The sequence below is a fragment of the Psychrobacter proteolyticus genome (genome assembly GCF_039762275.1).
In the GTDB taxonomy this organism is placed as follows: Bacteria; Pseudomonadota; Gammaproteobacteria; order Pseudomonadales; family Moraxellaceae; genus Psychrobacter; species Psychrobacter proteolyticus_C.
This window is the reverse complement of record NZ_JBDLOB010000002.1, coordinates 86630-113164: the sequence shown is the minus strand read 5'-3', so window position 1 is coordinate 113164 and position 26535 is coordinate 86630. Positions and strand designations below refer to the sequence as shown.

The 26535-nt window shown below is 44.7% G+C and carries 21 protein-coding genes; 13 read left to right on the top strand and 8 right to left on the bottom strand.

Annotation, left to right across the window (positions count from 1 at the left end; translation table 11 throughout):
- Window positions 1-48 precede the first annotated feature (48 nt).
- Window positions 49-969 (top strand): hydroxymethylglutaryl-CoA lyase, encoded by a 921-nt coding sequence (locus ABFV72_RS03530; protein ID WP_347162457.1) that lies wholly within the window; start codon window positions 49-51, stop codon window positions 967-969.
- 41 nt (window positions 970-1010) lie between these two features.
- A complete protein-coding gene (locus ABFV72_RS03525) occupies window positions 1011-2198 on the top strand; it encodes an isovaleryl-CoA dehydrogenase (protein WP_347162456.1) in 1188 nt (395 codons plus the stop codon).
- A 110-nt stretch (window positions 2199-2308) separates the two neighbouring features.
- Here ABFV72_RS03525 and ABFV72_RS03520 read toward each other — a convergent pair whose 3' ends face one another.
- A complete protein-coding gene (locus ABFV72_RS03520) occupies window positions 2309-3037 on the bottom strand; it encodes a pantothenate kinase (RefSeq protein ID WP_347162455.1) in 729 nt (242 codons plus the stop codon).
- A gap of 59 nt (window positions 3038-3096) precedes the next feature.
- A complete protein-coding gene (locus ABFV72_RS03515; protein WP_347162454.1) occupies window positions 3097-4059 on the bottom strand; it encodes a biotin--[acetyl-CoA-carboxylase] ligase in 963 nt (320 codons plus the stop codon).
- A gap of 175 nt (window positions 4060-4234) precedes the next feature.
- Between ABFV72_RS03515 and ABFV72_RS03510 the strand changes: the two genes are divergently transcribed.
- The 6 genes from ABFV72_RS03510 to ABFV72_RS03485 all read left to right on the top strand — a co-directional run bounded on the left by ABFV72_RS03510 (window position 4235) and on the right by ABFV72_RS03485 (window position 15169).
- Complete coding sequence (locus ABFV72_RS03510) at window positions 4235-5038, top strand: sulfite exporter TauE/SafE family protein (RefSeq protein WP_347162789.1); 804 nt, start codon at window positions 4235-4237, stop codon at window positions 5036-5038.
- 51 nt (window positions 5039-5089) lie between these two features.
- A complete protein-coding gene (locus ABFV72_RS03505; RefSeq protein WP_347162453.1) occupies window positions 5090-6031 on the top strand; it encodes a hypothetical protein in 942 nt (313 codons plus the stop codon).
- A 66-nt stretch (window positions 6032-6097) separates the two neighbouring features.
- Entirely contained in the window at window positions 6098-10036 is a 3939-nt protein-coding gene (locus tag ABFV72_RS03500) for an AAA family ATPase (RefSeq protein ID WP_347162452.1), read from the top strand.
- A 215-nt stretch (window positions 10037-10251) separates the two neighbouring features.
- Window positions 10252-11268: a cell division protein ZipA C-terminal FtsZ-binding domain-containing protein gene (locus tag ABFV72_RS03495; RefSeq protein ID WP_347162451.1), complete on the top strand. Its 1017-nt coding sequence runs from the start codon at window positions 10252-10254 to the stop codon at window positions 11266-11268.
- A gap of 217 nt (window positions 11269-11485) precedes the next feature.
- Window positions 11486-13609 (top strand): NAD-dependent DNA ligase LigA, encoded by a 2124-nt coding sequence (gene ligA / locus ABFV72_RS03490; RefSeq protein ID WP_431192072.1) that lies wholly within the window; start codon window positions 11486-11488, stop codon window positions 13607-13609.
- A gap of 3 nt (window positions 13610-13612) precedes the next feature.
- Window positions 13613-15169 (top strand): hypothetical protein, encoded by a 1557-nt coding sequence (locus ABFV72_RS03485; RefSeq protein WP_347162450.1) that lies wholly within the window; start codon window positions 13613-13615, stop codon window positions 15167-15169.
- A gap of 50 nt (window positions 15170-15219) precedes the next feature.
- Here ABFV72_RS03485 and ABFV72_RS03480 read toward each other — a convergent pair whose 3' ends face one another.
- The 3 genes from ABFV72_RS03480 to ABFV72_RS03470 form a co-directional block, all read right to left on the bottom strand.
- Window positions 15220-15783, bottom strand: coding sequence for a hypothetical protein (locus tag ABFV72_RS03480; RefSeq protein WP_347162449.1), 564 nt, complete (start codon window positions 15781-15783; stop codon window positions 15220-15222).
- Between the two features lie 435 nt (window positions 15784-16218).
- Window positions 16219-16629, bottom strand: coding sequence for a hypothetical protein (locus ABFV72_RS03475; RefSeq protein WP_134292608.1), 411 nt, complete (start codon window positions 16627-16629; stop codon window positions 16219-16221).
- A gap of 326 nt (window positions 16630-16955) precedes the next feature.
- On the bottom strand, window positions 16956-19403 hold the full coding sequence (locus ABFV72_RS03470) for a YgiQ family radical SAM protein (protein ID WP_347162448.1): 2448 nt from the start codon (window positions 19401-19403) through the stop codon (window positions 16956-16958).
- 621 nt (window positions 19404-20024) lie between these two features.
- Here ABFV72_RS03470 and ABFV72_RS03465 point away from each other — a divergent pair.
- Both ABFV72_RS03465 and ABFV72_RS03460 read left to right on the top strand, forming a co-directional pair.
- Window positions 20025-21335 carry an ammonium transporter gene (locus ABFV72_RS03465; RefSeq protein WP_347162787.1) on the top strand — a complete coding sequence of 437 codons (1311 nt, stop codon included), beginning with the start codon at window positions 20025-20027 and terminating at the stop codon, window positions 21333-21335.
- A 10-nt stretch (window positions 21336-21345) separates the two neighbouring features.
- Window positions 21346-21978: a hypothetical protein gene (locus tag ABFV72_RS03460; RefSeq protein ID WP_347162447.1), complete on the top strand. Its 633-nt coding sequence runs from the start codon at window positions 21346-21348 to the stop codon at window positions 21976-21978.
- Between the two features lie 154 nt (window positions 21979-22132).
- Here the strand turns inward: ABFV72_RS03460 and ABFV72_RS03455 are convergent, their stop codons facing one another.
- Window positions 22133-22891 carry a hypothetical protein gene (locus tag ABFV72_RS03455; RefSeq protein ID WP_347162446.1) on the bottom strand — a complete coding sequence of 253 codons (759 nt, stop codon included), beginning with the start codon at window positions 22889-22891 and terminating at the stop codon, window positions 22133-22135.
- A gap of 161 nt (window positions 22892-23052) precedes the next feature.
- Window positions 23053-23520, bottom strand: a complete 468-nt coding sequence (locus ABFV72_RS03450) for an Lrp/AsnC family transcriptional regulator (protein ID WP_101204277.1) — start codon at window positions 23518-23520, stop codon at window positions 23053-23055.
- Window positions 23521-23762: 242 nt separating this feature from the next.
- Between ABFV72_RS03450 and rarD the strand changes: the two genes are divergently transcribed.
- Complete coding sequence (gene rarD, locus ABFV72_RS03445) at window positions 23763-24785, top strand: EamA family transporter RarD (protein ID WP_347162445.1); 1023 nt, start codon at window positions 23763-23765, stop codon at window positions 24783-24785.
- 117 nt (window positions 24786-24902) lie between these two features.
- Here the strand turns inward: rarD and smpB are convergent, their stop codons facing one another.
- Window positions 24903-25379 carry an SsrA-binding protein SmpB gene (smpB, locus tag ABFV72_RS03440; protein WP_057758370.1) on the bottom strand — a complete coding sequence of 159 codons (477 nt, stop codon included), beginning with the start codon at window positions 25377-25379 and terminating at the stop codon, window positions 24903-24905.
- 251 nt (window positions 25380-25630) lie between these two features.
- Here smpB and coaD point away from each other — a divergent pair, with 251 nt between their 5' ends.
- Window positions 25631-26149 (top strand): pantetheine-phosphate adenylyltransferase, encoded by a 519-nt coding sequence (coaD, locus tag ABFV72_RS03435; RefSeq protein WP_057758372.1) that lies wholly within the window; start codon window positions 25631-25633, stop codon window positions 26147-26149.
- A gap of 94 nt (window positions 26150-26243) precedes the next feature.
- Window positions 26244-26492: a YfhL family 4Fe-4S dicluster ferredoxin gene (locus tag ABFV72_RS03430; protein ID WP_045453660.1), complete on the top strand. Its 249-nt coding sequence runs from the start codon at window positions 26244-26246 to the stop codon at window positions 26490-26492.
- The last annotated feature ends 43 nt before the right edge of the window (window positions 26493-26535 follow it).

Sequence of the window (26535 nt, the reverse complement as noted above, 5' to 3'; positions counted from 1 at the left end):
TAATAAGAAAGCCTCATCAAAGCGCAAATAACAAAAAGGACGACAAGTATGAGCCATTCGTATCCAAGCCATGTCAGCATCGTTGATGTCAGTCCACGTGATGGCTTGCAAAACGAGTCAACGACAGTACCGACTGAGGTTAAGCAAACGCTCATCAATGATTTGATTGCGGCGGGTATTAAAAAATTGGAAGCGACCAGTTTTGTCTCGCCAAAGTGGGTGCCACAAATGGGCGATAACAGCGCATTGCTTGACGCGCTAGCACCTACGCGGCAGACAGAAGTTTGTTACTCGGTACTCGTACCCAATATGCGTGGCTTTGAAAATGCCATCGGACATCGTCCTGATGAAATCGTCATCTTTGGCTCAGCCAGCGAAACCTTTAGTCAAAAAAATATCAATTGTAGTATCGATGAAAGTATTGAGCGTTTTGCGCCAGTAGCTGCTGCGGCAAAAGCGCAAGGCATCAAAGTACGTGGCGTTATCTCTTGTACGGTCGGTTGTCCTTATGAAGGTGACATTGACCCAAGCCAAGTAGCGTATGTGACCAAGCGGTTGATTGAGATCGGTTCAGAGCAGATTGGTATTGCCGATACGATCGGTGTGGGTACACCGCTCAAAGTACAACGAGCGTTGCAAGCTGCACTCGAGTATGCTGATATCTCTATGCTATCGGGTCATTTTCATGATACTTATGGTCAAGCATTGAGCAATACTTTGGCTGCATTACAAATGGGTGTGAGTGAGTTTGATACCTCTGTCGCTGGCTTGGGCGGTTGTCCTTATGCTAAAGGCGCAACGGGCAATGTCGCGACCGAAGATGTGGTGTATATGCTGCATGGTATGGGTATCAGCACAGGCATCGATTTGGATAAATTAGTCGTGGCAGGTGAACGTATCAGTGAGTTCTTAAAGCGTCCGAATGGTTCAAATGTGGCACGTGCCTTAATCAATAAACGTCAGTCTTAAAAATTATCGTAAAAATTAAATACTAAAAACAAGGAATGGTTATGAGTTTACCTGGATTAAATTTTCAACTTGGCGAAGATATTGACGCCCTACGTGATGTCGTGCAGCAGTTTGCAACAAACGAGATCGCCCCACGTGCTGCTGAGATTGATAGCAGTGATGAGTTTCCAATGGATCTGTGGCAAAAGATGGGTGACCTCGGTCTACATGGTATTACCGTTCCAGAAGAGTATGGCGGCTCCAATATGGGCTACGTCGCACATATGGTCGCGATGGAAGAGATTAGCCGAGCTTCGGCATCGGTAGCGCTTAGCTATGGGGCGCACTCTAACCTATGTATTAACCAAATCAAACGTAATGGTTCTGAAGAACAAAAGCAGAAATATCTGCCAAAACTAATCAGTGGCGAGTTCATCGGTGCATTGGCAATGAGTGAGACAGGCGCTGGCTCAGACGTCGTTAGTATGAAGCTAAAAGCTGAAGAAAAAGACGGCAGCTATGTGTTGAACGGTAGCAAAATGTGGATTACCAATGGTCCTGATGCTGACGTGATGGTGGTCTATGCCAAGACCAATCCTGAATTGGGTGCAAAAGGCATGACGGCCTTTATCGTTGAAAAAGGTATGGAAGGTTTTGGTACCGCGCAAAAGCTAGACAAGCTCGGCATGCGTGGTAGCCATACTGGTGAGATGACTTTTAATAATGTAAAAGTACCAAGCGAAAATATCTTGGGTGGTCTTAATGAAGGCGTTAAGGTATTGATGAGTGGCCTAGATTACGAGCGTGCCGTATTGGCCGCAGGTCCTATCGGTATCATGCAAGCGGTGATGGACAATGTCGTGCCTTATATCCATGACCGTAAACAGTTTGGTCAAGCGATCGGTGAGTTCCAGCTTATCCAAGGTAAAGTTGCGGACATGTATACGATACTGCAAGCAGGTCGTAGCTTCTTATATACTGTGGGTAAAAACCTCGATATGTTGGACGCGCGCGGTGCTGGTCATAGTCGAGAAGTACGTAAAGATTGCGCCAGTGTGATTTTATGGTGTGCCGAAAAAGCCACATGGATGGCAGGCGAAGGCATTCAAATATTTGGCGGAAACGGCTATACCAATGAGTATCCACTTGGTCGCTACTGGCGTGATGCTAAGCTGTATGAGATTGGCGCAGGTACCAGTGAAATCCGCCGTATGCTAGTTGGTCGCGAGCTGTTTAACGAGACCAAATAAGAGACAGCTAATGACGCCTTAGCTATTTTCTAATATAAAATAAAAAAGCAGCACGTTCAAAACGTGCTGCTTTTTTTGTGTCGACGTCGAACCGAATTATCTATAAGCGGTTAAGACTTATTGCGATAATCAAAATACCTTGCCAAACCATTTAATAATAAATCATCACGCAAGCGTACTGGGCGATTAACATGCTGCGAGATAATGGCTGCATCTCCACCTGTCATAATCAATTCAAAATTAGGATGGCGATGGCTAATCTCATTGATCGCGCCGACGATAGAAAGCAAAATACCGCGATGGACCGCGTCTTGAGTGGTCAAGCCTTGGTTGACGCTATCAAAAGTACCGTTCGAGATGGTGATTTGCTTAGTACCAGAGAACAGTGATTCACGTTGCAGGTAGATACTGGGGAAAATATAACCGCCCAGATGCTCAGCATGATCAATCAAATCAATAGTCACCGCTGTACCACAACCAATCACACACTGGCGTTTTTTCTTATCGACCGCGCCCAGCATCTGTAGCCAACGATCACAGCCGAGCTGCTGATCACTGTAAGCACTTTTCATCAGCGCGTGTGCGGCATCGACATGGACAAACTCAAACGGAATATTCAAACGACTGAGTGTTTCTGATACTTTGGCATTTAGATTGTCGCCTAATACCGATGAGATACCAATAAAATCAGGCGCGTAACGTTCAAAGCGATCCGTCAGACCCATAAGTAGTTCGGCAGGCGCTTGCAAATGCTGCTTGGCATCATGTGCGACTATTTGTCCGATATCATCGGTTAGCCAGTATTTTAGGCGGGTATTTCCAAGATCAAGCCAGAGCATAAAAGTCCCTTTATATAGTGCTCGTTAATGATGGTGTTCATCAATATAGTTGTCTAAGCCTAATAAATAACGTCGATGCGTCCAGTAAAAAGCGTAGAAATCTTACCGCTATCTTGGCGCAATTGCAAACAGCCATGTGTGTCGACACCGCAAGCGATTCCCGTCACGACTTTTTCTTCGTTATTATAGTCTTGGGTGACGCGTAAGCGCAGACCTGATAGCGCATCCATTGTCGCAAACTGCTCCAAAAAACTATCCAAATAATAAGTATGACCCGTTGGCTGCTCTATGCCCAAATGCTCAAAGCGCGTCATCGCCGCTATCAATGCTTTGCTCATCTGCTGATAGAGCATTGGTAGGTCTGGTAGGCTCGCAGATCGTGTCTCTAAAGGTAGCCTCTCATTAATGTCTTGTAAGCTTATCGCCTGATAACTCATCCCCTCAGAGGTTTGCGCGGTGAGCGTTGGCGCCGCTTTTACATTGAGACCAATGCCTAGCACCACACCGACCAATTTGCCAGACTTGGTCACGGGTTCTATTAAGATGCCAGCGAGTTTTTGAAAAGGTAATGTGTGCTGTTGCTGTTGCTGTTGCTGTTGCTGTGTGGCGGCGTTATCCGATGATGCATGATGGGCTTCTTGAGGGGGATAAAAGCCCAAGTCATTTGCCCATTTCACACCAATTGGGGTCAGTCCCTGCGATTGTAGTTGCTCGTTCAACATTTGAATGATAGGCATCTTCGCCAGTTCAAGGCCAATGATGAGCGATAATAAGCCACTGATTGGCATATGCACAGGATGGTATAGCGACAGATAGACATTGCCGCGCGGTGATTGCCACGAGCGCCCGTGCTGACCACGACCTGCGCTTTGGGTTTCCGCGGTCAAAACGTGTACGGTGGCGACATCTAACGACCCGTTTTGCAAGGCTTCTATCAGCTCGCTATTGGTCGAGGCACTACTAGCCACATGACGATGATTGAGCTCGGATAGATAGGTAGAAAAACTAGTGAGTGGTGGCATAAGTTTAGTCAATGTGGTTAAAGGAAACTTTGATATACTGAGCGATTGTTGCGGTCAGACAGTACCGAGTAAACAGCATAAAGGTCACGTTGAGATTTGGCAAATACAATTAAGCACGCCTAAGCGCTAGTGAGTACTATAGCGCCAGTCAGTATTATAAAAGGTTCGTTCTATGATGTTATATGTGTGGTTTGTGATTGCAGGCGCGTTTGCGGGTGTCAGCGCGGGCCTGTTTGGCGTCGGCGGTGGCATGATTATCGTGCCGGCTTTGGTCTGGATCTTTACCGCTTATGACTTTTCGCCAGAAGTAATCACCCATTTGGCCATTGGTACGTCATTGGCGACCATCGTTGTGACCTCAATTAGCTCACTGACGGCACATAACAAGCGCGGCGGCGTGCGCTGGGAAGTATGGTGCAAGATGGCGCTTGGGTTGGTCATCGGTAGTTTGGTTGGCGCTGGTATCGCGGATATGATTGATGGGCAAGCGCTACAGGCTATCATTGGTTTCGGTGCGCTATTGGTCGCTCTAAAAATGCTGTTCTTTTCAAATAAAGAACAAGTGGGTAAACCGTTACCATCGGCCGGCATCCAGTTTGGTGCAGGTACTGGCATTGGTATGGCGTCATCTATTTTTGGTATTGGCGGCGGCAGCTTGACCGTGCCGTTCTTGAACTGGGCAGGGCTGCCGATGAAACAATCGGTCGGCACGTCAGCGGCATGCGGTTTACCAATTGCACTGGCTGGAGCAGCAGGCTTTGCTTGGTTCGGTCAAGACGTAGTCAATCTGCCCGAGGGCACAATAGGATTTGTCCATGTCACAGGATTCTTGTTTATTTCAGTCGCTAGCTTTGCCATGGCAAAAGTCGGTGCCAAGCTTGCCCACATATTACCTGCGCTGATGCTTAAGCGCGCATTTGGCGTATTGTTAATATTTGCTGGAGGACAGTTGTTATTGAGTGGGTTGGGTGTTTTATAGCAATAATGAGTTTTTATAAAATTAGTATGCAAACCGTGAGACATTATTAGTATGAAAGCTGCAGAAAAGTACCGCCGTGTTTTCGGCTCAATGAATCATCTAAAAGACCAGTTATCATGGACGACAGGTCTCTCTAATATGGTAGAGTTTTTGGCATGGGAGCCGCAGCGCATTTTAGGCATCACTAAAAAGCAATACGTACGCCAAATCATCGAATGGGTCGCCCACCCAGATTTGAAAGATAAAAATATAGAAGAGATTGAGCAATCAGTCATCAAAAAGCTCAATACAAAAATGAATGAGACTGAGCAGCTAGAGACGTATTCAACGCAAACGATGGGTATCTGTAATGCAAGAGAAGCCGTGCGCCGCGTAACGTTCTTTTCTGAAGACTATCTCAATAAAGAGTTCGATATCTTTTTGAGCTTGTGCAGTGATGTTTATCTAAACTTATTTTATCAGCAATTTATCAACTTTGAGCCGAGTGGATCATGGTCGACACATGGTAATAGCGGCATGTTTGAAAACAGTACAGAGCTAAAAGCAATGTATATGGACAACCTCGCCTATAACCATCAGGCGAATGTGCTGATAGCCAATGAGTTAAAACTCGCTGGTCGGAAAAACCCAGACCCAATCCTAAAGTACTGTCTGATGTATGAGCATTTATTAGAAAAAGGCTTTATCGATAAAGGGGCAAAGTTTTTGCTGTTATTTATCGGTGGTGACGCGCTAAAGCAAAACAAGCAAACGCTCGTAAATAGGGAGCTGGCTCTGTGTCATAAACGGCCAAGGAAGTATCAGCATTTGCTAAGACCAGAGCTGTTAGAGATAGTCGATTATTTAGAAGTAGCAAGTATCTCTTGGTCAGCCTTTATCGAGTTTAATAATCGCTACTTAGCAGAAAATAGCGTCTGCCAAGTGGAGCAAAAACTGCTGCGAGGGTTCCATCAAAGCCTTGAATCAAAATCGTTTGTGCACTTAGCCGTTTAACTCTAAAAACCTACTACAATTTCAGGTAGAATAGCCGCCTGTTTTTGCTAAGTTTATTGACTCTTCATGCGTTTAAAATCTCTAAAGCTGGCAGGCTTCAAATCCTTTGCCAATCCAACCACTTTTACTTTTCGTCATGGTATCACCGCCATCGTCGGGCCGAACGGCTGTGGCAAATCCAATGTGATTGATGCCATCCGTTGGGTACTGGGCGAAACCTCTGCCAAGCAGTTACGCGGCGGGGCCATGAGCGATGTTATCTTTGCCGGTACGCAAGATAAAACAGCCAAAAGTGTCGCCAGTGTCGAGCTGACCTTTGAGCATACCCAAGATGAGCAGACTGGTATTCGCCACGAGTTTAACTTGTACCAAGAGCTATCGGTTCGCCGTCAGGTAAATAAGGATGGCCGCTCAGATTATTTTATCAATGGTACGCGTTGTCGTCGCCGTGATGTGGTCGATGTGTTTTTAGGTACAGGGCTTGGCGCACGTAGCTATGCGGTGATTGAGCAAGGCATGATTGGGCGCATTGTTGAGTCTAGTCCTGTGCAGCTGCGTGAGTTTATCGAAGAGGCGGCAGGTGTCTCTCGCTATCAGGCGCGCCGTGAAGAAACGCAAAAGAAGCTAGAGAAAACAAAAGACAATCTAGCGCGCCTGCACGATATGCAAAGCGAATTACTGCGTCAACAAAAGTCACTGTCTAAACAGGCGGCTAGTGCGCAGCGTTACGAGGAATTAGCATTAACACTAGCTGATATCGAGCAGCAGCTTGCTATTCAGCAGCTCTATCAAGCCAAGCAAACGCATCAACAGCAGAAAGTAGCGCATGAACGTAGTGCTACTGAGGTGTCGACACTACAAGCTGACTACGACACGCTCAAAGCGCAGCAAGATAAGCTCACTGCGCGTATTAATCAAGAGCAATGGCTCAAAGACGATGCCCAAAGCGCTCACTATCAGCAGCAGCTCGGCTATCAACAAGCGGAACATAAGCTAAGTGATGCTAAGTCACAGCTGACTACTATCGAGCAGCAACTGTCTGGCTTGGCTCAGCAGCGTGCTCAATCACTCGCTGATATCGAACGGCTCAACGCTGAACAAGCTGAGCAGAATCAAGCGCTAGAAACGTTACGTCCGCAGCTGATTGAGCTGACAGACAAACGCGATAACTATAAGCGTAACGAGCAGCCACTACAACGCGCGTGGCATGAAGCGCAAAACAATCTGTCACGCTTGCAAGATAAAGCCCGTTCGCTTGAGCAGCAGCAAGCTATCAACATTCAAGCGCAAAAGCGCCATCAGCAGAGTCATGATAAATGGCAACGCCGCGAGCAAAACTGGCAAAACCTGTGGCAGCAATTACAGCAGTCTATAGCACCATCTGATCGTACTAATGTGAGTAAGACGGATAATGCGCAAGATCTAAGTCAGGTGCTAGAACAGCAAGTTACTGAGCTAAACACACAGTTGCAGCAGGTTGAGCGTCAACGCGAAGCCGTCGATGAACGATTATCCGAGATACAACCGCAAGCGCATAGCTTGCAGCAGAGACTAAACGCACAGCAGAGCGAGCTTAGCGATGATGAAAAGCGTCATGCGCTGCTGGCAGGCGAATACGATACCCTGCATCAGATATTGCATCCAAAACCTACACAACAGCAATCAGAAAAGTCGAAAGTTACTGCGACAGACAAGACGGATAGCGATGGCATACATCATCAGCCGTTAGCCATTGCAACGCTACGTGAGCAGATTGAGCTAAGTGCGAAAGGGCAGGAGTATGCGCCGCTACTCGATAGTATCTTGGCGTTGTGGCTAGATAGCCATGTACTGGTTGCTAACCAAAAAGCTAACCAAATCAAGCAATCAGACACTAATAACGCTAACGGTATTTCTCAAAGAGCCGATAGCTTGTGGCAAGCGCTTGAGCATGACGTTGCAGATTTACTGACTTATCAAACGGCACAAAATACACCTGCCAGTGAAAAAGACAAAGCTCTAGTAGAGACGGGTCATAGCCTATGGTTGCCTACTGCGCAAAGTGCTATTAGTGACCAAGAGTTTGTCAGCGAATTGTCAGATAATTTGATTGATAGAGTATTGCCAGTATCGCAGTTGATTACTCAGCCTCTACTCTCGCTATGGCAACAGTGCTATATATATACAGCGCAGTTTGAAACCAGTGAGCAGCATGAGATTGACACACTTACTAACGTACTAAGGTCATTACCGCCGTCCGCTATTTTACTTACCGTAGATGGTTGGCTGATCAGTCGTCATGGGACGATTAATTTAAGCAAATTTGCTGGTGCACAGGATGAGCAAAACGATAGCAATAGCCAATTCCTCACGCAGCGCCTGCAACAGCGTACGCGTTTGCAAGCATTAGAAGACTTGCTTGATGAGTTTGAAAGCAAAATACAAGATCAGCAAAAATCTATCGCCAAAAATCAGCGCGATTATGATGCATTGATAGTCAGTTTGGAAGAAACGCGCGCGCAAGCTGAGCAGTTAACCCGTGATAAACATCAATACCAGCAGCAACTGACGACCGAGAGAGCTAATGCCGAGCGGTTGCAAGCGGATAGCCAACGCCTGAACGCTGATAAAGTAACGCTTGAGCAGGAAAAGCAAGAACTGACGCAAGAGCAACAAACCCTTGAGCAAGAACAACAGCACATTGAAAGCGAGATTGCTACGCTAACGCCGCAAATAGTAGAAGCACGAGCGACAACTCAGCAACTGCAAGCTGAGCGCAGCGAGCTAAACCGTGCGCGTCAAGCTGATGATGACGCGTGGCAAGCATTGCAGCTGCGTATTCAGCAATACGAGATGCGCTTGGAGCATAGTGTTAGTAGTCTGGCTCGTGCAACTGAGCAACACGACAAGTCGTTAGAGAATGAGCAAAGTCTACAGACGCGTCACGAGAAGCAGCAATCCAAGTTGCCAGAGCTACAAGCAGCTTTGCAGTCTGCACAGGTAACGCGCGATGAGCAGCAAGTGCTATTGAACGAGCGTGATACTGCGCTAACAGCACTAAAACAAACGTACGCTGAGCAGCAGACAGCATTTGATACATTGCAAAATACGTTACAAACGCAGCAAAGCGAGCTTGCCCGTCATGCTACTGAGCTGGCACTGAGTGCAGCGCGCTTGGAAGATGCTAGCGCACACACGCAGAGCGCTTTAGATGCTTATTATCGTGTAAGTCATAAATATAAAGCGCAAGCAGAGCAACCGCAACAAAGCATGAGCGTCTCAAACTTGCTAGCAGATTTTATCGCTCATGATCGCCGCGTCCGTCCAGACAAAATCGCTGAGCTAGAGTCCGAGCGAGCTAAGTTAACCCAGCAATTGAGTAAGATTGGGCCAGTGAATTTGGCAGCGGTCGCAGAGTTGGCCGAGGTAAACGAACGCTTAGATCCGCTCGCACAGCAGACGGCAGATATCGCGGCCAGTATGCAGACATTGACCGAAGCGATTGCCTCAATTGATGAGACGACCAAGACACTGTTTATGCAGACACTTGATGCGGTCAATAATGAGTTGGCCAACTTATTTGCCAAAGTCTTTGGCGGTGGACAGGCTAGCCTGACGTTGAACACTGACGAGATGCCAGCCAATACGCCAAAGTCCGAACAATGGCGGGCAGGGCTTACCTTAATGGCGCAGCCGAAGGGTAAACGTAACAGTCGCTTAGCGGTGCTATCGGGCGGTGAAAAAACCCTTACTGCATTGAGTTTGATTTTTGCGATATTTAAGCAGCATCCCGCACCGTTCTGTGTGCTTGATGAGGTCGATGCACCGCTTGATGATGCAAACGTTGCGCGCTTTACCAGTCTCATCCATGAGCTAGCAGATGATTTGCAGTTTATCTTTATCAGTCATAATAAATTAACGATGCAAATTGCTGATGAGCTAAAAGGTATTACCATGCCAAGTGCAGGCATTTCTACACTAGTCAGTGTGTCACTCGATGAAGCTGCGCGTTACGTAGAGAGCTAAGTGTGAAATAGCCGACATTAAAAGTGCTATGAGAATCAGCGCGATGCAAATATAATCAATCAATTGGCATAAATGCAAATAAGCTTGACCTCAGTCCAGCATACTGGTTATAAAGTACACAATGTGGTGACGATATAGGTCAGCCATGCTAGAATATTGCCATTTATGCTCGTTTGTGTATTCCCTTTTGTTATATATACTAGGATGTATTTATCATGACCGTTATTCAGTTTATATTGATTGCCATTGCCGCGTTTATCGTGCTCGCAGGGCTGTTTATGGTCATTCGTAGCTTTAAGCGCCGCGGTGCTACCGAAGCTGCTGCGGTCAATTATGATAAAAATGGTATTCCGATCATACCGCGTCACGAGCGCAACATCGTCGATCAGCCAGATCTTGATGATACAGTCGCAGGCGAGACGAGCATCGGTCCAGATCGTAGCTACTTAGATGCTGTGGTTGAAGAAGAGCCATTGACGCAAGCACATACCAACGTTGACGCTCAACTAACGGCTGAGCGTGACCATGTAGCAACTGACGATCATGACGTCATCGATGAAGCGGACTACGCGCGCTGGCAAGAAGAGCAACGCCGTGCCGATAGTGCTGAGTTTGTAGAAGTCGCCGATCAGATGCATATCGAGCAAGAGCCTGATGCGTTCTCTAGCCTAATGTCAGCGACTGATAGCCTGATGCCAACCATCGATACGGCAGAAGAGCCAAGCTTCGATGACAACAGCCCGATACTGGATCAGCATCTATCAGAGTCAGGTGATGACGCGCAAAACGGCCCATTGATTAATGCCAAAGACAATATCAATATCACCATCTTGCCGCACCAGTATCGCGATCGTCCAGCGGCGATTATTCGTGGTCGTGACCTGCTAGCATTGATTGATAAATACGGTCTACGCTATGGCGCGATGAATATGTTCCATCGCTATGAGCAAAAAGACGGCACGGGTATGCTGTGGTTTAGTATGATGGGCATTACTGATAGCGGTATCGCACCATTTGATCCGCATAGTGTTGCGACCAATACCTATAACGGTGTCGTCGTGTTCTTGTCATTGCCGCATCCACAAGCCGTGCGCAGCTTCGATAGCATGATGAGCATTGCTTATATGATGGCAAGCGACCTTGACGCGATTATGCTTGATGAAGAGAACGAACCAATCACGCCTGAATACAAGCAGCAGCTACGTAATCAAGTTCGTGATTATGAGGGTTAGAAGGCTAAAAGCTGCTTAATAGCAGAAATCATAAAAAGGGCAAATAGCGATTAACGTTATTTGCCTTTTTTAATGGGCTATAGTTTCCGCAAAGTGCTAATCATAGTAGACTGAGCAAGCCTGACATAGTATTTGATTTATATAGGATTGACTATACCGAGCTTCCTACAAACTTGTTATCATATCGACATCTTGAATTGCAAAAAAGACGCCGACTATGACTGACTCTACCTCATCAAATAATTCTAAAAACCTATCTGCTCAAGTAGAAAACCAAGCACCTGCGACCTCTAATATACCCAATCCTACCGATGGCAGTACGGATAATAGTGTAGAGATTGTCTCAAAAATGCGTACGCTTATTGAAGCGATTAAGACGCATAACTATGCTTACTATGTGCTGGACAATCCAATTCTAGAAGACAGTGAATACGACCAGTTGCGTCGCTCGCTGCTCGAGATTGAAGAAGAATATCCAGATTTGGTGCAGCCAGATAGCCCAATTAATCAAGTCGGCGATATGCCGCTATCGGCCTTTACCCAAGTTACGCATGATATTCCGATGCTGTCGCTAGGCAATGTCTTTGAATATGATGATTTGCGCGATTTTATGCGCCGCGTCAACGATCGTCTCAGCGATTCACAGCAAAACCCTGAATACGAGATGGAGCTAAAGCTTGATGGACTGGCGGTCTCACTGAAGTATGAGCATGGTAAATTTGTCCAAGCGGTCACGCGCGGTGATGGGCAGACGGGTGAAGATATTACCCAGAATGCTAAAACCATCCGTAACCTGCCACTTTGGCTCGCGGATGCTGCTGATATCGAATTGCTAGAAGTACGCGGTGAAGTATTAATGCCAAAGGCAGGGTTTGAGCGTCTTAATCGCTTAGCAGAAGAGAATGAGGGCAAAACCTTTGCTAATCCACGTAATGCCGCTGCTGGTAGCTTACGTCAGTTAGATCCAGCCATTGCTGCTAGTCGTCCATTGGCATTCTATGGCTATTCGGTCAATCAAGGTTTGCCAGATACTATCGACACGCAGTCAGGAGCGTTGGCATGGCTTACCGAGCTTGGATTTACGGTCAGCGCCGTAGAAGTGGTAGCAAATCCACGCGCCGCGCAGACCTATTATGAGTCAGTGATTGAGAGCCGTGCCAGTTTGCCTTTTGAAATCGATGGCATGGTGATCAAGGTCAATAGCCTTGCGTTACAGCAGCAACTTGGCTACCTATCACGCGAGCCACGCTGGGCGACTGCTTATAAGTTCCCTGCTGAAACGGTAATGACGCGTCTAAATGATATCGAGTGGCAAGTCGGCCGTACGGGTCAAATCACACCAGTCGGTAAGCTTGAGCCTGTCAAAGTCGGCGGCGTCACCGTCAGTAATGTTACTTTGCATAACTTTGGCGAGATTCAGCGTTTAGATGTGCGTGCAGGCGACACGGTCAGCGTCCATCGTGCAGGCGATGTCATCCCCAAAGTCACTCGTGTCTGGCACGATCAGCGCTCAGCCGATAGCGAGCCAGTCACGCTACCCTCTACCTGTCCTGTCTGTGACTCTCCCGTCGTGCTGCCTGAAGATGAAGCATTGGCACGCTGTACGGGCGGATTGTTTTGCCCAGCTCAGCAGCAGGAAGCGCTTATTCATTTTGTCTCACGCCGTGCCATGGATATCGATGGACTTGGCGCAAGTTGGCTGATTAGCTTCTTTGAGCATGGTCTGGTCAAAACCGTCGCTGATATCTATCAATTGCACTACCATGCGGATGAGATGGTCACCTTTGAGAAACTGGGTGAAAAATCGGTACAAAATATCATCAACGCTATCGAAGCGAGCAAGCATACGACATTGGCTCGCTTTATCTATGCGCTCGGTATTCGCGGTGTCGGTGAAGGCACAGCACAGAACTTTGCTCAGCAGTTTGGTGACTTAGATAGTCTGATGGCAGCCAGTATTGAGACTTTGATAAAAACCCCAGATGTCGGAGAAATCACCGCCGAGCTGACTTATAAGTTCTTCCGTGCGCCGCATAATATCGAAGTGATTAATTCGTTGCTTGAAGCTGGCGTGCACTGGGATAAGGTCGAGCAAATCGCCTCAGAAGGGCTACCACTCGATGGGCAAACATGGGTCATTACAGGTGCGCTCGATAGCATGGCGCGTGATGAAGCCAAAGCCAAACTACAAGCATTGGGTGCAAAAGTCTCAGGTAGCATCTCGGCAAAAACCACCGCGTTACTGGCAGGGGATAAGGCTGGCTCTAAACTGACCAAAGCAGAAAAACTGGGGGTCAAAGTGGTGGGTGAGGAAGAATTTTTGGCGTTGGTTGGGGAGTAGAGTATGAATATTGATGAATTAGAAGGTCTGGACGAAGCAACACGGAAAGAAATTGAAGAGTTGCAGAAAGTGACGCGAGAGAAAGATGGAAATGAAGAATATGTATATTCTAGGTTTTCTATATTTTATAAAGTACGTCTTTTAGAAGATTGTAATATAGGAATAGAAGCTTTAAAAGATATAAAAATAGAGGATGGCGATTATGATATTGCACAATGCTACATTGTAGGTGAGTATTTATTTACGAAAAATAATATAGAATTGGCTTTTGAAGCATTAAAAAATATTAGAGATGTGAAAGAAACAAGAAATTTTAATTATATTTTTCTTAGAATTGCACAGTTATATATAGTGGATTTAGAAAAAAGAGATACTTCTAAAGCGGCGTTTGCACTGAATCTATGTAAAAGCACACATTGCTACGAAGTTAATTGCTATTTGAAAATATGTGCATTATTAGATGATGCTAAAACTAAAGTTATTGGTGAATACTACCTAGAGTTGTTTATTATTTTAATTGAAGCCCATTCTTTATTAGTAATAAATTATAATCATGAAAAAGAAAAATCTCCAGAAAGAAAATTAGCTCATTATACTAATACTAATGTAGCTAATATTCTACTGAACAACGAATTAGATGATCCAAAGTATATTAGGTTGAATACAATAAGTAATGTGAACGATCCAAGTGAAGGGCAATTACTTGAGCTACTTTTAGATGATAAAGGTAGTGATTATAATGAATCTTATTTCAATAAAGACTTTCATGCTTTTATTAGCTGCTTTACTCTTAATCATGATAGTTTGAACCAGTTTCGCCTATATGGAAAAAAGGATAACAAAGAGGCTTCTGGTATTAGTATAGTGTTTAAAGGTAGCTTTTTTCAGAAAGATAAATTCTCAGGAATGTCTTTTTTATCAGTTGGTTCTAAAAAAGAACATAATGCAGGTGTTGATTATTCTAATGCCACTATAGAGAAAAATATTTCTATTGAAGAAGACTCCAATAAATACTTAGTTATGCGTTGTGTCTATGTAGATCCAAAAAGCGATTACATACAATTAGCTCATAGGGATAGACTAACTTTTTATCGAGAGTTTGATGATAAGAGCTTAGCGGAGAGCAGTTGGGAAACCTACCAAAATGAAATTAAAGAGAAGTCGAAAGATTTTGGAGATTATTTTTATAAAATAAAAGTTGCTTATAGAAAAATACTAAATGAAAAGAAGGCTTTGAGTAGTAGTGATGAAAAATCCGAAAAATACTGTGAAAAACTTCTAGATGAAATTCTTCTTCCTTTGAAATATCTTATAAAACATTCGGCTTTTCAAGAAGAGCAAGAGTGTCGGATGGTATATATCACTTCTCTCGAAGATACAAAAGTAAAAATGATCTACGGAGAGGCGCTATATGTCGACTATGAGCTAAATGTTAGGGATTATCTCGATAAAGTTTATATCGCTCCTGCTGCCACACAATATCAGCCTTATCTAGCCAAGCTACTTTGCAATACTGATGTCAAAATTGAACTTTCAAACAATCCATATCGTCAAACTTAATATCTTTTAGTAGCGTGTGTCATATAAATAAAAACACACGCTATTAACTTCTACTCCACCATCTCACTATGTGCTTTTGCATCACCTTTCTTACCATCTGGCTGAATCACGATAGGTAGCACCAGCCCTTTAGCAAAGTCATCAGACAGCACATAATCATAGCGACTGGCAGCGACATCGGGCGTGGTATGAATGATAAGCGTCATCTCATTGCCGTCGGTTAGTTCGTGTGAGACATAGGTTTCGCTGAGTTGATCTAATGCTTTCGATAGTGCTTCGTTACTTGCCATGCTCACTGTCAGATTATGCTGAGCGGTCGCAGCGTCCACTTTGAAGTAATCTGCATAGTCTCGGACGTTTTGACTATCGATCGCAAACGGATACTTATAGTTGGTAGGGTCAGCAGGCTTTTCACCGCTATCTACCAGTGACCAGTCAATGGTATCGGCTGTCGATGCAGATGGATCTGCTGCTGTCTCCGCAGTTTGCTCAGTGGCATCGACAGAATCGGTAGCGTTATCGCAGCCTGTCAGCGCCCACATGCTTGCCGTTGCAACTACCATCATACTTATCAGACGCTTCGCCATCGAGTTACCCTTTTGATTGTTGGTCATGATTGATTTGCTCTACCTGCTATTTTGACAGCTTTCTTGGTGCTTCTCTAGCGAAATACATCAGATGGGAAGTTTTGATATAGTCGATCCTCTATAAAAGAATGACAGCGTTAGCCTCGCTTGCAGTATCACAGTTATATCTGCACTCGGCTGCCTTATGCTACTTTTGAATTTAATCAACCATATAGTCAAGTCTATATAAATCCGCTATATCGTCATCCTCGCTAAGCATACTAATGTATAACTTGCACTCGGTTTCCTTGTATCGAAATTATATTGAACTGACTGTACAACTATCTATCTGATACTGATTTTTATAGCCATTTTTATAAAAACATCAAACGAACACGCATAAAAAAGCAGCCACTATTTAATGACTGCTTTTTGTCTATTACGACTATTTGTCTATTACGATATGAGCTTATCTTTAACTGATTAGATTTGGCAGTTTACTTGGTATTCTTTACCATCAGCCCACTTCATCGCAAAGATACCTTTGTCACCTTTCATGTGCCATGCATAGACGACCTCTGGGTTTGAGTCGTTTACATAGCTTGCGACTTCGCCTTTCACTTTACCGTTTAGGATGATTGGCTGCTCGGCCCACTTTACTTTTGGTAGGGTAGCGTTGAGCATCACTTGTTCTTTATTGATAGATTGCTTTGCCATGATTTTGCTGTCATCGGTACAGGTGTATGGTGCTGGCGCCATACGATCATAAGCAGCGGTTACTTTTTCTGGAACTGGCGTATCAGTTGCATCTGGGGTAGTTGGTGCGGTAGTCGCACAAGCGCTCAATAGGGCAAGAACTGGTAGGGTAGTCGCAATTTTAGTTATCATTTTCATAGTGCTCTCCAAAGCTTTTTACTAATGTCATTTACTTGTTCTTAATGATGCGTTTAGCATATGAGGGTTATAGTAGCGAAAACGAACCATTTCAATGTTAGAAATTGTTCGTTACCTGTTAGCTTCGTTACCCAACCGCTGTCTAATGTAACTTGTAATTTGTAACAGGGTGAAAAGTAGGCAGTATTAGTTTGAAATACGCATCTATAAAATTAGCGCATAAAAAAGCGCCTATCAACGAGTGGCTGATAGGCGCTTTTGTTTTACTTAACACGCTCTAGATTGAGCATGCATTTTTATACTATGAATACTACTTGCTATGAACACTACTTGGTTTTACGTGGTGGCAGACCAGTATGCTGAGTCTGAAAATTGCCTTTGCTAACTTTCTTCTTACTGTTTTTACCCGCTGCACCTTTAGCTGACGCACTGTTGTTTGACGAACCATTACTGCGCTTCACTGAATCATTGCCAACACGGCTATTCTTTTTGCGCGCTGACTGATAAGTATCTTGCGCGGCATCACGCCCTTCTAAACTGGCGTTAAATGGTGGAATCAAGCAACCACGATTTTTACCAATCAAGTCGCTACGACCCATGTCTTGCAGGGCTTTACGTAGTAGTACCCAGTTTTTTGGATCATGATAGCGCAAGAACGCTTTATGCAATTTGCGCTGCTTGCCAGACTTGACGATATCCATGTCACCTTCATCACGGCTGACCTTATGTAGCGGATCTTTGTGCGTGTGATACATGGTAGTCGCGGTCGCCATTGGGCTTGGATAAAACGCCTGTACTTGGTCAGCACGATAGCCATTACTTTTGAGCCAAAGGGCAAGGTTCATCATATCTTCATCTTTGGTACCCGGATGGGCAGCGATAAAGTAAGGAATCAGATATTGCTCTTTGCCTGCTTCTTGGCTGAATTGCTCAAACATGGCTTTGAACTGATCATAGCTGCCCATGCCCGGCTTCATCATCTTCGATAGCACGCCTTCTTCAGAGTGCTCAGGCGCAATCTTGAGGTAACCACCGACGTGATGACTGACCAACTCTTTCACATATTCAGGATCTTTTACTGCCAAGTCATAACGCAAGCCTGAAGCAATCAGGATTTTCTTCACGCCTTTGATATCACGCGCTTTGCGGTATAGCTTGGTCAAATTACTATGATCAGTAATCAGGTTTTCACAGACATCAGGATAGACACAAGATGGCTTACGACAGTTCTTTTCAATTGTCTCATCTTTACAGCTGAGGCGATACATGTTTGCCGTTGGGCCACCAAGATCAGATATCACACCAGTAAAGTTCGGTGCAGTATCACGAATCGCTTCTACTTCGCGTAAGATTGAATCTTCTGAACGGCTCTGGATAATACGGCCTTCGTGCTCAGTGATAGAGCAGAAGGTACAACCACCAAAACAGCCGCGCATGATATTGACCGAAAATTTGATCATGTCATAAGCAGGGATACGCGCATCGCCATAGCTTGGATGCGGCAGGCGTGCATACGGCAGGTCAAACACATAATCCATCTCTTCTGTCGAGAGTGGCACTGGTGGCGGATTGAGCCAAACGTCAATAGAGGTATGCGAGTTACCAGCACCGCTGCTATGACGCTGTACGAGCGCACGGGCGTTACCTGGATTGGTCTCTAAATGCAGGATACGACTTGCATGAGCATAAAGCACAGGGTCAGATTTGACATGCTCATAATCAGGCAGACGAATGACGGTTTTTTCACGTGGTGGCATTTTTAGCTTATGCTTACGTGCGGTCATTGGCTTATCAAAGCCGCGCATTTGCACCACTTGCGTCTCTTCGTCGACTTGTTCAGCGTTGATGACTTTATTGGTAACTGGCTCAGCGACAAAACCCTGATATTGCGATGACATAGATGAAGGCATGGCTTGGCCAACAGGCGAGTCCGATGGTTTGCTCTGCTCAATTGAACAGCTATCAACGTCTTCGGTCATTACATAAGGGTTGATAATTGGATCGACACGGCCAACGGTATCGACATCGTTACTCGCGACTTCAGTCATGTCTTCTTGCCAATGGCGACGAGTCGGGGTCAATAAGTAAGCAGTACCGCGCAATTTGCTCATCTGCTCAAAGCTATAGCCTTTAGACAGACCATGTACCACATCGACGATCGCCCGTTCAGCATTACCATATAGTAAGACATCAGCACGCGCATCCAACAAGATACTACGGCGCACTTTGTCTGACCAATAATCATAATGAGCGATACGGCGTAAGCTGCCTTCGATACCGCCTAAAATAATAGGCACATCAGGATATGCTTCACGACAGCGTTGGCTATAGACGATAGCCGCGCGGTCAGGGCGTTTGTTTGCCACATTGCCTGGAGAGTAAGCATCATCGCTACGGATTTTGCGATCGGCAGTATAGCGGTTGATCATGCTGTCCATGTTGCCCGCGGTCACGCCATACGCATAGACAGGTTTGCCAAGTTCCATAAAGGCGTCTTTGCTCTTCCAATCTGGCTGAGCGATGATGCCAACACGGAAACCTTGCGACTCTAATAGACGACCGATGATGGCCATACCAAAGCTTGGATGATCGACATAGGCGTCACCTGAGATGATGATGACATCACAAGCATCCCAACCCAAATCGTCCATCTCTTTGCGGCTCATCGGCAGATAAGGCGCTGGCTCGTAGCAGCTTGCCCAGTGTTTGTCATAATCATAAAGTGGCTTGGTGCCTTGTTTAAAGGCAGTGCGGGCGATGGTATCGGCAGACATGGGCGGACCTGTTAATTAGAAAAATGGCACTAAAAATACAGCCCTTATTACCCAATGATAATAAAGGCGAATTTAAAAGCGCTCATTTTAACATGAATCGCCTTCACTATGCGACCTATTCTATGAGGGACGATTGCCGATAAGTTATTGATAGCGTGAGATAAACTGCTCATGCAAAGTAAACTATCTGCACAGCAAAATAATAGTAAAAATAGCTTAGCTATCACTGTCACGCTGTTAGTTTCATCACTAATTTTATACAGGTCATTATCAGTTCAATCAAACTTACTTCCAACAATCACTCTTTATCCTATTTCAACTTTTAGCCACGTCCACGCAAACGTAATAGTCAAAATATCGACTTAGCTGATACTGGTCATTTGTTTTCTTATATTTATAAGTTTCTTTAATTTCTAATAATAGGTTTTGGCACAGGTTTTGCTCCACCTTCATTAGGGCTTATTTGTGTGCATTAATGAGTAAAAATAGTGCACCGATAAAATTTGAACGGATAGATAAGTGTTTGGAGATAAAATGAGAACATCATCTGGTGGACTGGACACGATAAAGACATTATTAAAACTATTACAACCATTAAAATCATCGCTAAGTAACAGGCTGATGCTAAGTACATTATCGTTTGCAATGATAAGTAGCGCCCAAGCCGCTGAGGCTGACACATTGACCGTGGCACAACTGCTCGAATATCAAAATATCACTTGGATTATCTGGGGCGGGGTATTGGTGTTCTTTATGCAGGCAGGTTTTGCTCTACTTGAGAGCGGATCAGTACGAGCGAAAAATGCGGTAAACGTGATGATGAAAAACTATACCGACATGTGTATCGGCGGTTTAGCGTTCTACTTGATGGGTTTTGGGCTAATGATGGGTACCAATCACTCCGGATTTGTCGGTACGGATCACTTTATGCCAGTCGCGTTGTCCAATATGGACTGGGCATTGATGTTCTTTCAGATGATGTTTGCAGCGACAGCAGTGACCATTGCTAGTGGTGCAATGGCAGAGCGCGTTTCGTTCATCGGCTATGCGGTGGCCGCCTGTTTGATTTGTTTGTTCATTTACCCTGTATTTGCCAGTTGGGTATGGGGTGGTTACTTCGGTGGTACAGGTTGGCTAGCTGAGCTTGGCTTTATTGATTTTGCTGGATCTACCGTCGTACATTCTATCGGTGGCTGGTTGGCATTGGCAGGTATCTTGGTCATTGGCCCAAGGCTAGGCCGCTTTGCACCTGATGGCACGCCAAGACTCATCGCAGGGCATAACATGACGTTGCTGGCGTTAGGTGGATTTATCTTATGGTTTGGTTGGTTTGGCTTCAATGCTGGATCGACATTGTCTATCACTGGCAATATTGGTCTAATCGCAGTCAATACTTTTGTCGCTGCAGTCAGTGCGGTGGTGAGTTATATGCTGATCTCTCGGACACTTAACAAAGCCATTTTACTGAGCGATAGTGTCAATGCCAGTTTGATTGGTTTGGTATCGATTACCGCAGGTTGTGCGACCACAACACCTGTCTTTGCCATTATTATCGGTGCGGTCGCTTCAGTAGTGTATATCTTATCATCGCAAGCATTATTAAAATTCAAAGTAGATGATGTGGTCTCGGCAGTGGCAGTACATGGCTTTGGCGGGGCATGGGGTACGCTCGCAGCAGGATTATTCTATACAGGAGATTTATTTAACTTATCACGGCTTGGCGTACAAGCGCTAGGCGTCGGCGTGGCGTTAGGTTGGGGGTTGGGATTGGGTCTAGTGATGTATAAGCTGATCGATCTAAGCTTTGGGTTAAAAGCCAGCCGCTTACATGAGCAGCGAGGCCTTGATTATACCGAGCATGCAGAGCTTGGTTACCCTGAATTCCAGAAACAAATGTTTGATTCAAAGAGTTTAACCGAGCGGCATTTATAGGAGAGAGCTGATGAATATTGATACTCAATCCGTAGACCAAGCTGTGACTGCGATGGCAGAAGTGCTTGCCGAATATCTACATCCTGAAGAGGTGCGACTGCTTAAATCACAGTGGCAGCGATACTCAACGGTCTCTGTGAAAATGATGCAACAGTGCGTCTTGGATGCGACAAGGCGCTATCCTGAGCTGCAAGCTTATAAGTCTGATATTAGGAAAGGCTTTTGGGCTACGTTACAAGCAGACAGTCAGCAGACAGTCGAGGCTGACAGTCACAATAGCCATAATGAAGCAATTAAAGCGCCAGTCCCTGTCTCTGAGTTAGTTTTGGCATTTTATACTGTCATAGAAGCACTGCGCAGTCAGCTATCAGAAACAGAAAGTCGTAATCTATTTCTGACCATGCACCAAACTGTTTCGCAAGAGCGCACCTTCAAAGGGCATAGTCTTAACATCAGTCAGTTTCTAGAAGGTAATCGTCCGTCTGTACCTGATAATGAGCACCTGTTGAATAATTTGATGCAGTTGGCTTATGTATGCTTGTGCGACGTTGCAGGACCTGTCGAAGCAGATGAGATGATGTTTCGAGCGGCAGAGAAGGCAAAACAAAACTACCCGAAAACACTGGTTGAAAAGTTATTCTAAAGTATTAAGCAGGCACGTTACGATTGAGAACGGAATACTTTTCGATAGCGTGCCTTATATAACGTAGTTTTCATGAGATAGCTTTCACAATGTAGCCTTCATGGCGTACCTTGAAACTTGATACTAGACGATGAGTAGTCTAATAGTTAGCTATTTAATCTAATAACTGAAGTGGGAAAGTAACCACGTCAAAGGCGAGGGCAAAGGGTAGCAGTACCAGTTTTTGTGCGCCATTTGGACCGCTACGAGTGACGACATCTTGCTGAGTTTGTGTATAGAAGCTCACCGTATATGGTTTGGTCAATGCGCGATAGTTTGACTGAATCAAACCTAAGTTACTAACTTGCGGATAGATAGCGCCTTTGACAGGAACGCTAAAGCAGAAGCGCTGAGCATTGATACGTTGATCGCTCGCGGAGGTGCACTCTTTACCATTATTTTGCAAAAAGAACTGATAGTCTGAGCGCCCAAATTCATCTTTTAATTTGGCATAAGACAGTTTCATTTCACCTTGAAAATATCCATCATTATTGGGTACATGAAAGCTCATGTCGTTATCCACTTGAATATTTTTTTGAGACAGATTACTCAGTAAGTTCACCATTTCTGTCCCACCTTGGGTGAGGACGTAGCTGTTCTTCTCTCCTACGATAACCATTGACGCGTTTGGCATTTTTGGTAACGCCTGCGCAGGGCGGCCAAAAGCAACAATTTGGTCTTCAGACAGTATTTGCTTTGTTGTGTTCGTGGTGACGTGTCCACTATTGTCTAATAGCGAGCTAGTCGCACAGCCTGAGCTGGCTAGTACCATAGCAAAAAGAGCACCTGCTATCACCTTTTTTGAATTCAATGGGTTTAACGGTTTTAGTGACGATTGATTATTCTTGTTATCAGCGTTTGTATGGTCAGTCATGGTTAGGCTTCCTTGTCTAAAAAATAGGCTCATGAATCAGCTATTAGAATTTAATTTCTATCAGATATTTGGTGATATCGTACAGGCTGTAGAGGCAACTTAGCTACTTATCATCTATTGTCATATGATAGGCAACTTCAGCTGAGACGTATTAATTATAATTAATCTAAGGTGATTTTGGTTCCACTCTTGGTAAAGTTCATCACAAACTGGCTTTTGAAATTGCGCACATTATTTTCATAAGTCAGTAAGCTGCGGGTGAACTGATGATAGTCGCTCATATTCTTGGCATTGACCATGAGCATAAAGTCAAAATCGCCCGATACTTCATAGCAGCTCATGATTCGTGATTGCGCATCCATCAAGCGCTCAAACCGATGCTGCATTGAGGTATTAGAGCGCTCCATTTCTATCATTACCACCGCTGTCAGACCGTAGCCCACTTTGTCAGGATTGACGATGGCGACTTGTTTGGTAATCACGTCACTATCTATTAGCGCCTGTATACGCCGCTGCGCCGTCGCAATGGATACATGCACTCGCTCTGCGACAGTTTTGAGCGGTAATGTCGCATCATCTTGCAGCAAGTTCAAAATGGCTTTATCAATATTATCTAAAGTATGGCTCATATCAGGACATCCTTAATAGCAGAGTTTTCTATCTATTTTTATAAATATTATCACTAAAAATACTAATATAAGAAAATAATCATTTATATGATACATATTTGATATTTTTATTCATTAATACATCTATATAGAGATAATATATTAAAGCATCCTAGTAGAATAGACCATATCAATCAGAGCTGCTTCAAAATAAGAGCTAGCAATTGGTTTTCTATCATCTATTAATAGCTACGGTGCTTATCATGTCTATCTCAATGTTCTCCAATGTATTCGCTAATACGCTAGCAACGACTGCTGCACGTTTGCCACTACCTGCGATTTGGACGACAGGTAGCGTACAACAACGTACATTAATACTAGGGGTGTCTTTTGCCATATTGTCCAACGTGCTATTTGGCGTACTTTATGCGTATAGCAGTTTTTTAGCGCCATTATCAGGGACGCAAGTTTTTATCTGGCGTATGCTCGCAATGTGGGCAGCGTTGGTTGGATACCTGATGGTAAGTGGACGTCTAGGATTACACATTGATAAATTGAAAGTGATAAGAGACGCTAAGCAATGGGCTTGGCTGCTACTACCTACACCGATATTTCTCAGCCAGTTTTGGTTATTTATGTGGGCGCCAGTGAATGGGCAAGGTGTGCAAACCGCGATGGGATACTTCTTATTTCCGTTAATGATGGTGGTGTTTGGTTGTGTCTTGTTTGGCGAAAAACTAAGCCGTTTGCAATGGTTGGCAGTAGCCTTTGCTGCATTGGGTGTGGGTAGCGAAGTCATCCGTACGCAGAGTGTTTCTTGGGCGACGCTATGGGTATGCGGTACTTATCCTATTTATTACATTTTACGCCGCATGCAAGGAATCGGTGCTGTAACGGGATTGTTGGTCGATTTGACGATATCTGCGCCCTTTGCTTTGGCTTACTTATTCTTTTTTGCCCCAAACAGTGTAGCGCTGGTTGGCGGCTCTGGTTTCTTTATCATGATGCTTATAGGATTGGGTGTGCTCAGCGTCTTGGCGATGAAGACCAATATTGATGCCAGTCAAATGCTACCCGTTAATGTTTACGGCATGATGAGCTATCTAGAGCCTGCGTTACTATTTATTTTGGCAGTGACCGTGCTGGGTAATCCTTTTGAGTCAGCGATGATCTATAGCTACGGTTTGATTTGGTTGGGTATTGCCTGTCTGATTGCGCATGGTGTTAGGCAGTTGCGTCAGGCTAGTAGAAAGACAGCGTTGTCGATAGATGAGCAAATGGCATAAAAAATCACTGGATAGATGTTATAAAGGTGATTATTTAAAAAATGTGATAGGCAACAAAAAAGGACGGCTCAATATTTACTGAGTCGTCCTTTTCTATTTAGATTAAGCAAATACTAGTTAATCTAGGTGCTGTTTGAAGCCGCGCTGCTTATCACGTTCCCAGTCACGATCTTTTAGCGTTTTACGCTTGTCATGCTGCTTTTTACCCAAGGCTAGACCAATTTGGCATTTCACCAGTGAGTTTTTCCAGTAGCAAGACAGCGGTACACAAGCGTAGCCTTTCTGGTTGATTGCCCCAGACAGCTTTTCGATTTCACGACGGTTCAGCAGCAGTTTACGGGTACGAATACTGTCTGGACTAACGTGCGTTGAGCTCGATAGTAATGGCTGAATGTGCGCCCCAAACAAGAAGGCTTCGTTATTGCGGAATATGACGTACGCTTCAGTAATCGTCATTTTTCCTGCGCGAATGGCTTTTACTTCCCAACCTTGTAATGCCAGTCCTGCCTCAAAGGTTTCTTCGATAAAATACTCATGACGCGCCTTTTTATTGGCGCAAATCTGATTATCTGGCTTTTTTGATTTTTTTGACATAATTTCTCCATAAGGATGACCTAAAACACAGGCTCCTTATTTAATCAGTCCCACTAATTCCTCATCCTAATCCAATAACTGGTCTTGTTTTTTATTTCGATTATGAGATGGATGAGTCGAACTGCCTATTGTACCAAAGCCTCTGATGAAAAGGTAAATCAGCTGTTAGGACAAATGTAGCAGATAAGTATTAAGTTTGAGCAAAATTTGCTAGCATATGGCCTAATATCACCGATTATATCAGTCATGCTATGAGCCACTCTATTTCTTCTAACTCCTCAAAGCTACATACCAAAATCCTATATCCTGGCACTTTTGATCCTATTACCAATGGTCATGTGGATCTGGTTACACGCGCCGTCAAGCTATTTGATGAGGTCGTAATCGCGGTTGCCTCAGGGCATCATAAAAAACCCCTGTTCAATTTTGAAGAGCGGGTCGCCTTGGTCGAAACCGTATTTGCAGACTTACCGCAAGTATCTGTGATTGGCTTTGAAGGGTTGCTTGTCGATTTCATGCGCGAAAAGCACGCTACGGCAGTGTTGCGTGGATTACGTGCGATGTCAGATTTTGAGTATGAGTTTCAATTGGCCAACATGAACCGCGAGCTAGACGAAAACTTTGAAGCCGTGTTTTTGACCCCATCTCAGAACTACTCGTTTATCTCATCTACCATGATTCGTGAGATTGCAAAGCTTGGCGGTGATGTTAATAAGTTTGTTCCGCCCTGTGTCTTGCAAGCTTTTGACAAAAAATTAAATATTGAATAGTAGATGCTGACTAAACGGTTTGCTGGTAGGACTTGCCAAAACGGCAAAGAGAGACCAGTTACGCGTGAAACGATTAAAATATAAGGAGCAGTTTATGGCACTATTAATCACTGATGAGTGCATCAACTGTGATGTGTGTGAGCCTGCTTGTCCCAATGAGGCCATCTCGGAAGGCGATGATATCTATGTCATCGACCCTGATCTATGTACAGAATGTGTCGGACACTTTGACGAGCCGCAGTGCGTGGTGATCTGTCCAGTTGACTGTATCCCTCATGATCCTGATCATGTCGAAACAGAGAGTGATTTGTTATCTAAATACAAGCGAATTACGGGTCAATAAAACATTGATAAGCGATTGATGACGTTTGGATTTACAACGTTTT

Bases quoted from the DNA above. Each gene is read 5' to 3' on its own strand.
- smpB (WP_057758370.1), bottom strand. From the start codon at position 25,379: ATGTCAAAAAAATCAAAAAAGCCAGATAATCAGATTTGCGCCAATAAA.
- ABFV72_RS03430 (WP_045453660.1), top strand. From the start codon at position 26,244: ATGGCACTATTAATCACTGATGAGTGCATCAACTGTGATGTGTGTGAG.
- coaD (WP_057758372.1), top strand. From the start codon at position 25,631: ATGAGCCACTCTATTTCTTCTAACTCCTCAAAGCTACATACCAAAATC.
- ABFV72_RS03485 (WP_347162450.1), top strand. From the start codon at position 13,613: ATGAATATTGATGAATTAGAAGGTCTGGACGAAGCAACACGGAAAGAA.
- ABFV72_RS03520 (WP_347162455.1), bottom strand. From the start codon at position 3,037: ATGCTCTGGCTTGATCTTGGAAATACCCGCCTAAAATACTGGCTAACC.
- ABFV72_RS03455 (WP_347162446.1), bottom strand. From the start codon at position 22,891: ATGACTGACCATACAAACGCTGATAACAAGAATAATCAATCGTCACTA.
- ABFV72_RS03460 (WP_347162447.1), top strand. From the start codon at position 21,346: ATGAATATTGATACTCAATCCGTAGACCAAGCTGTGACTGCGATGGCA.
- ABFV72_RS03450 (WP_101204277.1), bottom strand. From the start codon at position 23,520: ATGAGCCATACTTTAGATAATATTGATAAAGCCATTTTGAACTTGCTG.
- ABFV72_RS03480 (WP_347162449.1), bottom strand. From the start codon at position 15,783: ATGACCAACAATCAAAAGGGTAACTCGATGGCGAAGCGTCTGATAAGT.
- ABFV72_RS03475 (WP_134292608.1), bottom strand. From the start codon at position 16,629: ATGAAAATGATAACTAAAATTGCGACTACCCTACCAGTTCTTGCCCTA.
- ABFV72_RS03515 (WP_347162454.1), bottom strand. From the start codon at position 4,059: ATGCCACCACTCACTAGTTTTTCTACCTATCTATCCGAGCTCAATCAT.
- ABFV72_RS03510 (WP_347162789.1), top strand. From the start codon at position 4,235: ATGTTATATGTGTGGTTTGTGATTGCAGGCGCGTTTGCGGGTGTCAGC.
- rarD (WP_347162445.1), top strand. From the start codon at position 23,763: ATGTCTATCTCAATGTTCTCCAATGTATTCGCTAATACGCTAGCAACG.
- ABFV72_RS03505 (WP_347162453.1), top strand. From the start codon at position 5,090: ATGAAAGCTGCAGAAAAGTACCGCCGTGTTTTCGGCTCAATGAATCAT.
- ligA (WP_431192072.1), top strand. From the start codon at position 11,486: ATGACTGACTCTACCTCATCAAATAATTCTAAAAACCTATCTGCTCAA.
- ABFV72_RS03495 (WP_347162451.1), top strand. From the start codon at position 10,252: ATGACCGTTATTCAGTTTATATTGATTGCCATTGCCGCGTTTATCGTG.
- ABFV72_RS03525 (WP_347162456.1), top strand. From the start codon at position 1,011: ATGAGTTTACCTGGATTAAATTTTCAACTTGGCGAAGATATTGACGCC.
- ABFV72_RS03530 (WP_347162457.1), top strand. From the start codon at position 49: ATGAGCCATTCGTATCCAAGCCATGTCAGCATCGTTGATGTCAGTCCA.
- ABFV72_RS03465 (WP_347162787.1), top strand. From the start codon at position 20,025: ATGCTAAGTACATTATCGTTTGCAATGATAAGTAGCGCCCAAGCCGCT.
- ABFV72_RS03470 (WP_347162448.1), bottom strand. From the start codon at position 19,403: ATGTCTGCCGATACCATCGCCCGCACTGCCTTTAAACAAGGCACCAAG.
- ABFV72_RS03500 (WP_347162452.1), top strand. From the start codon at position 6,098: ATGCGTTTAAAATCTCTAAAGCTGGCAGGCTTCAAATCCTTTGCCAAT.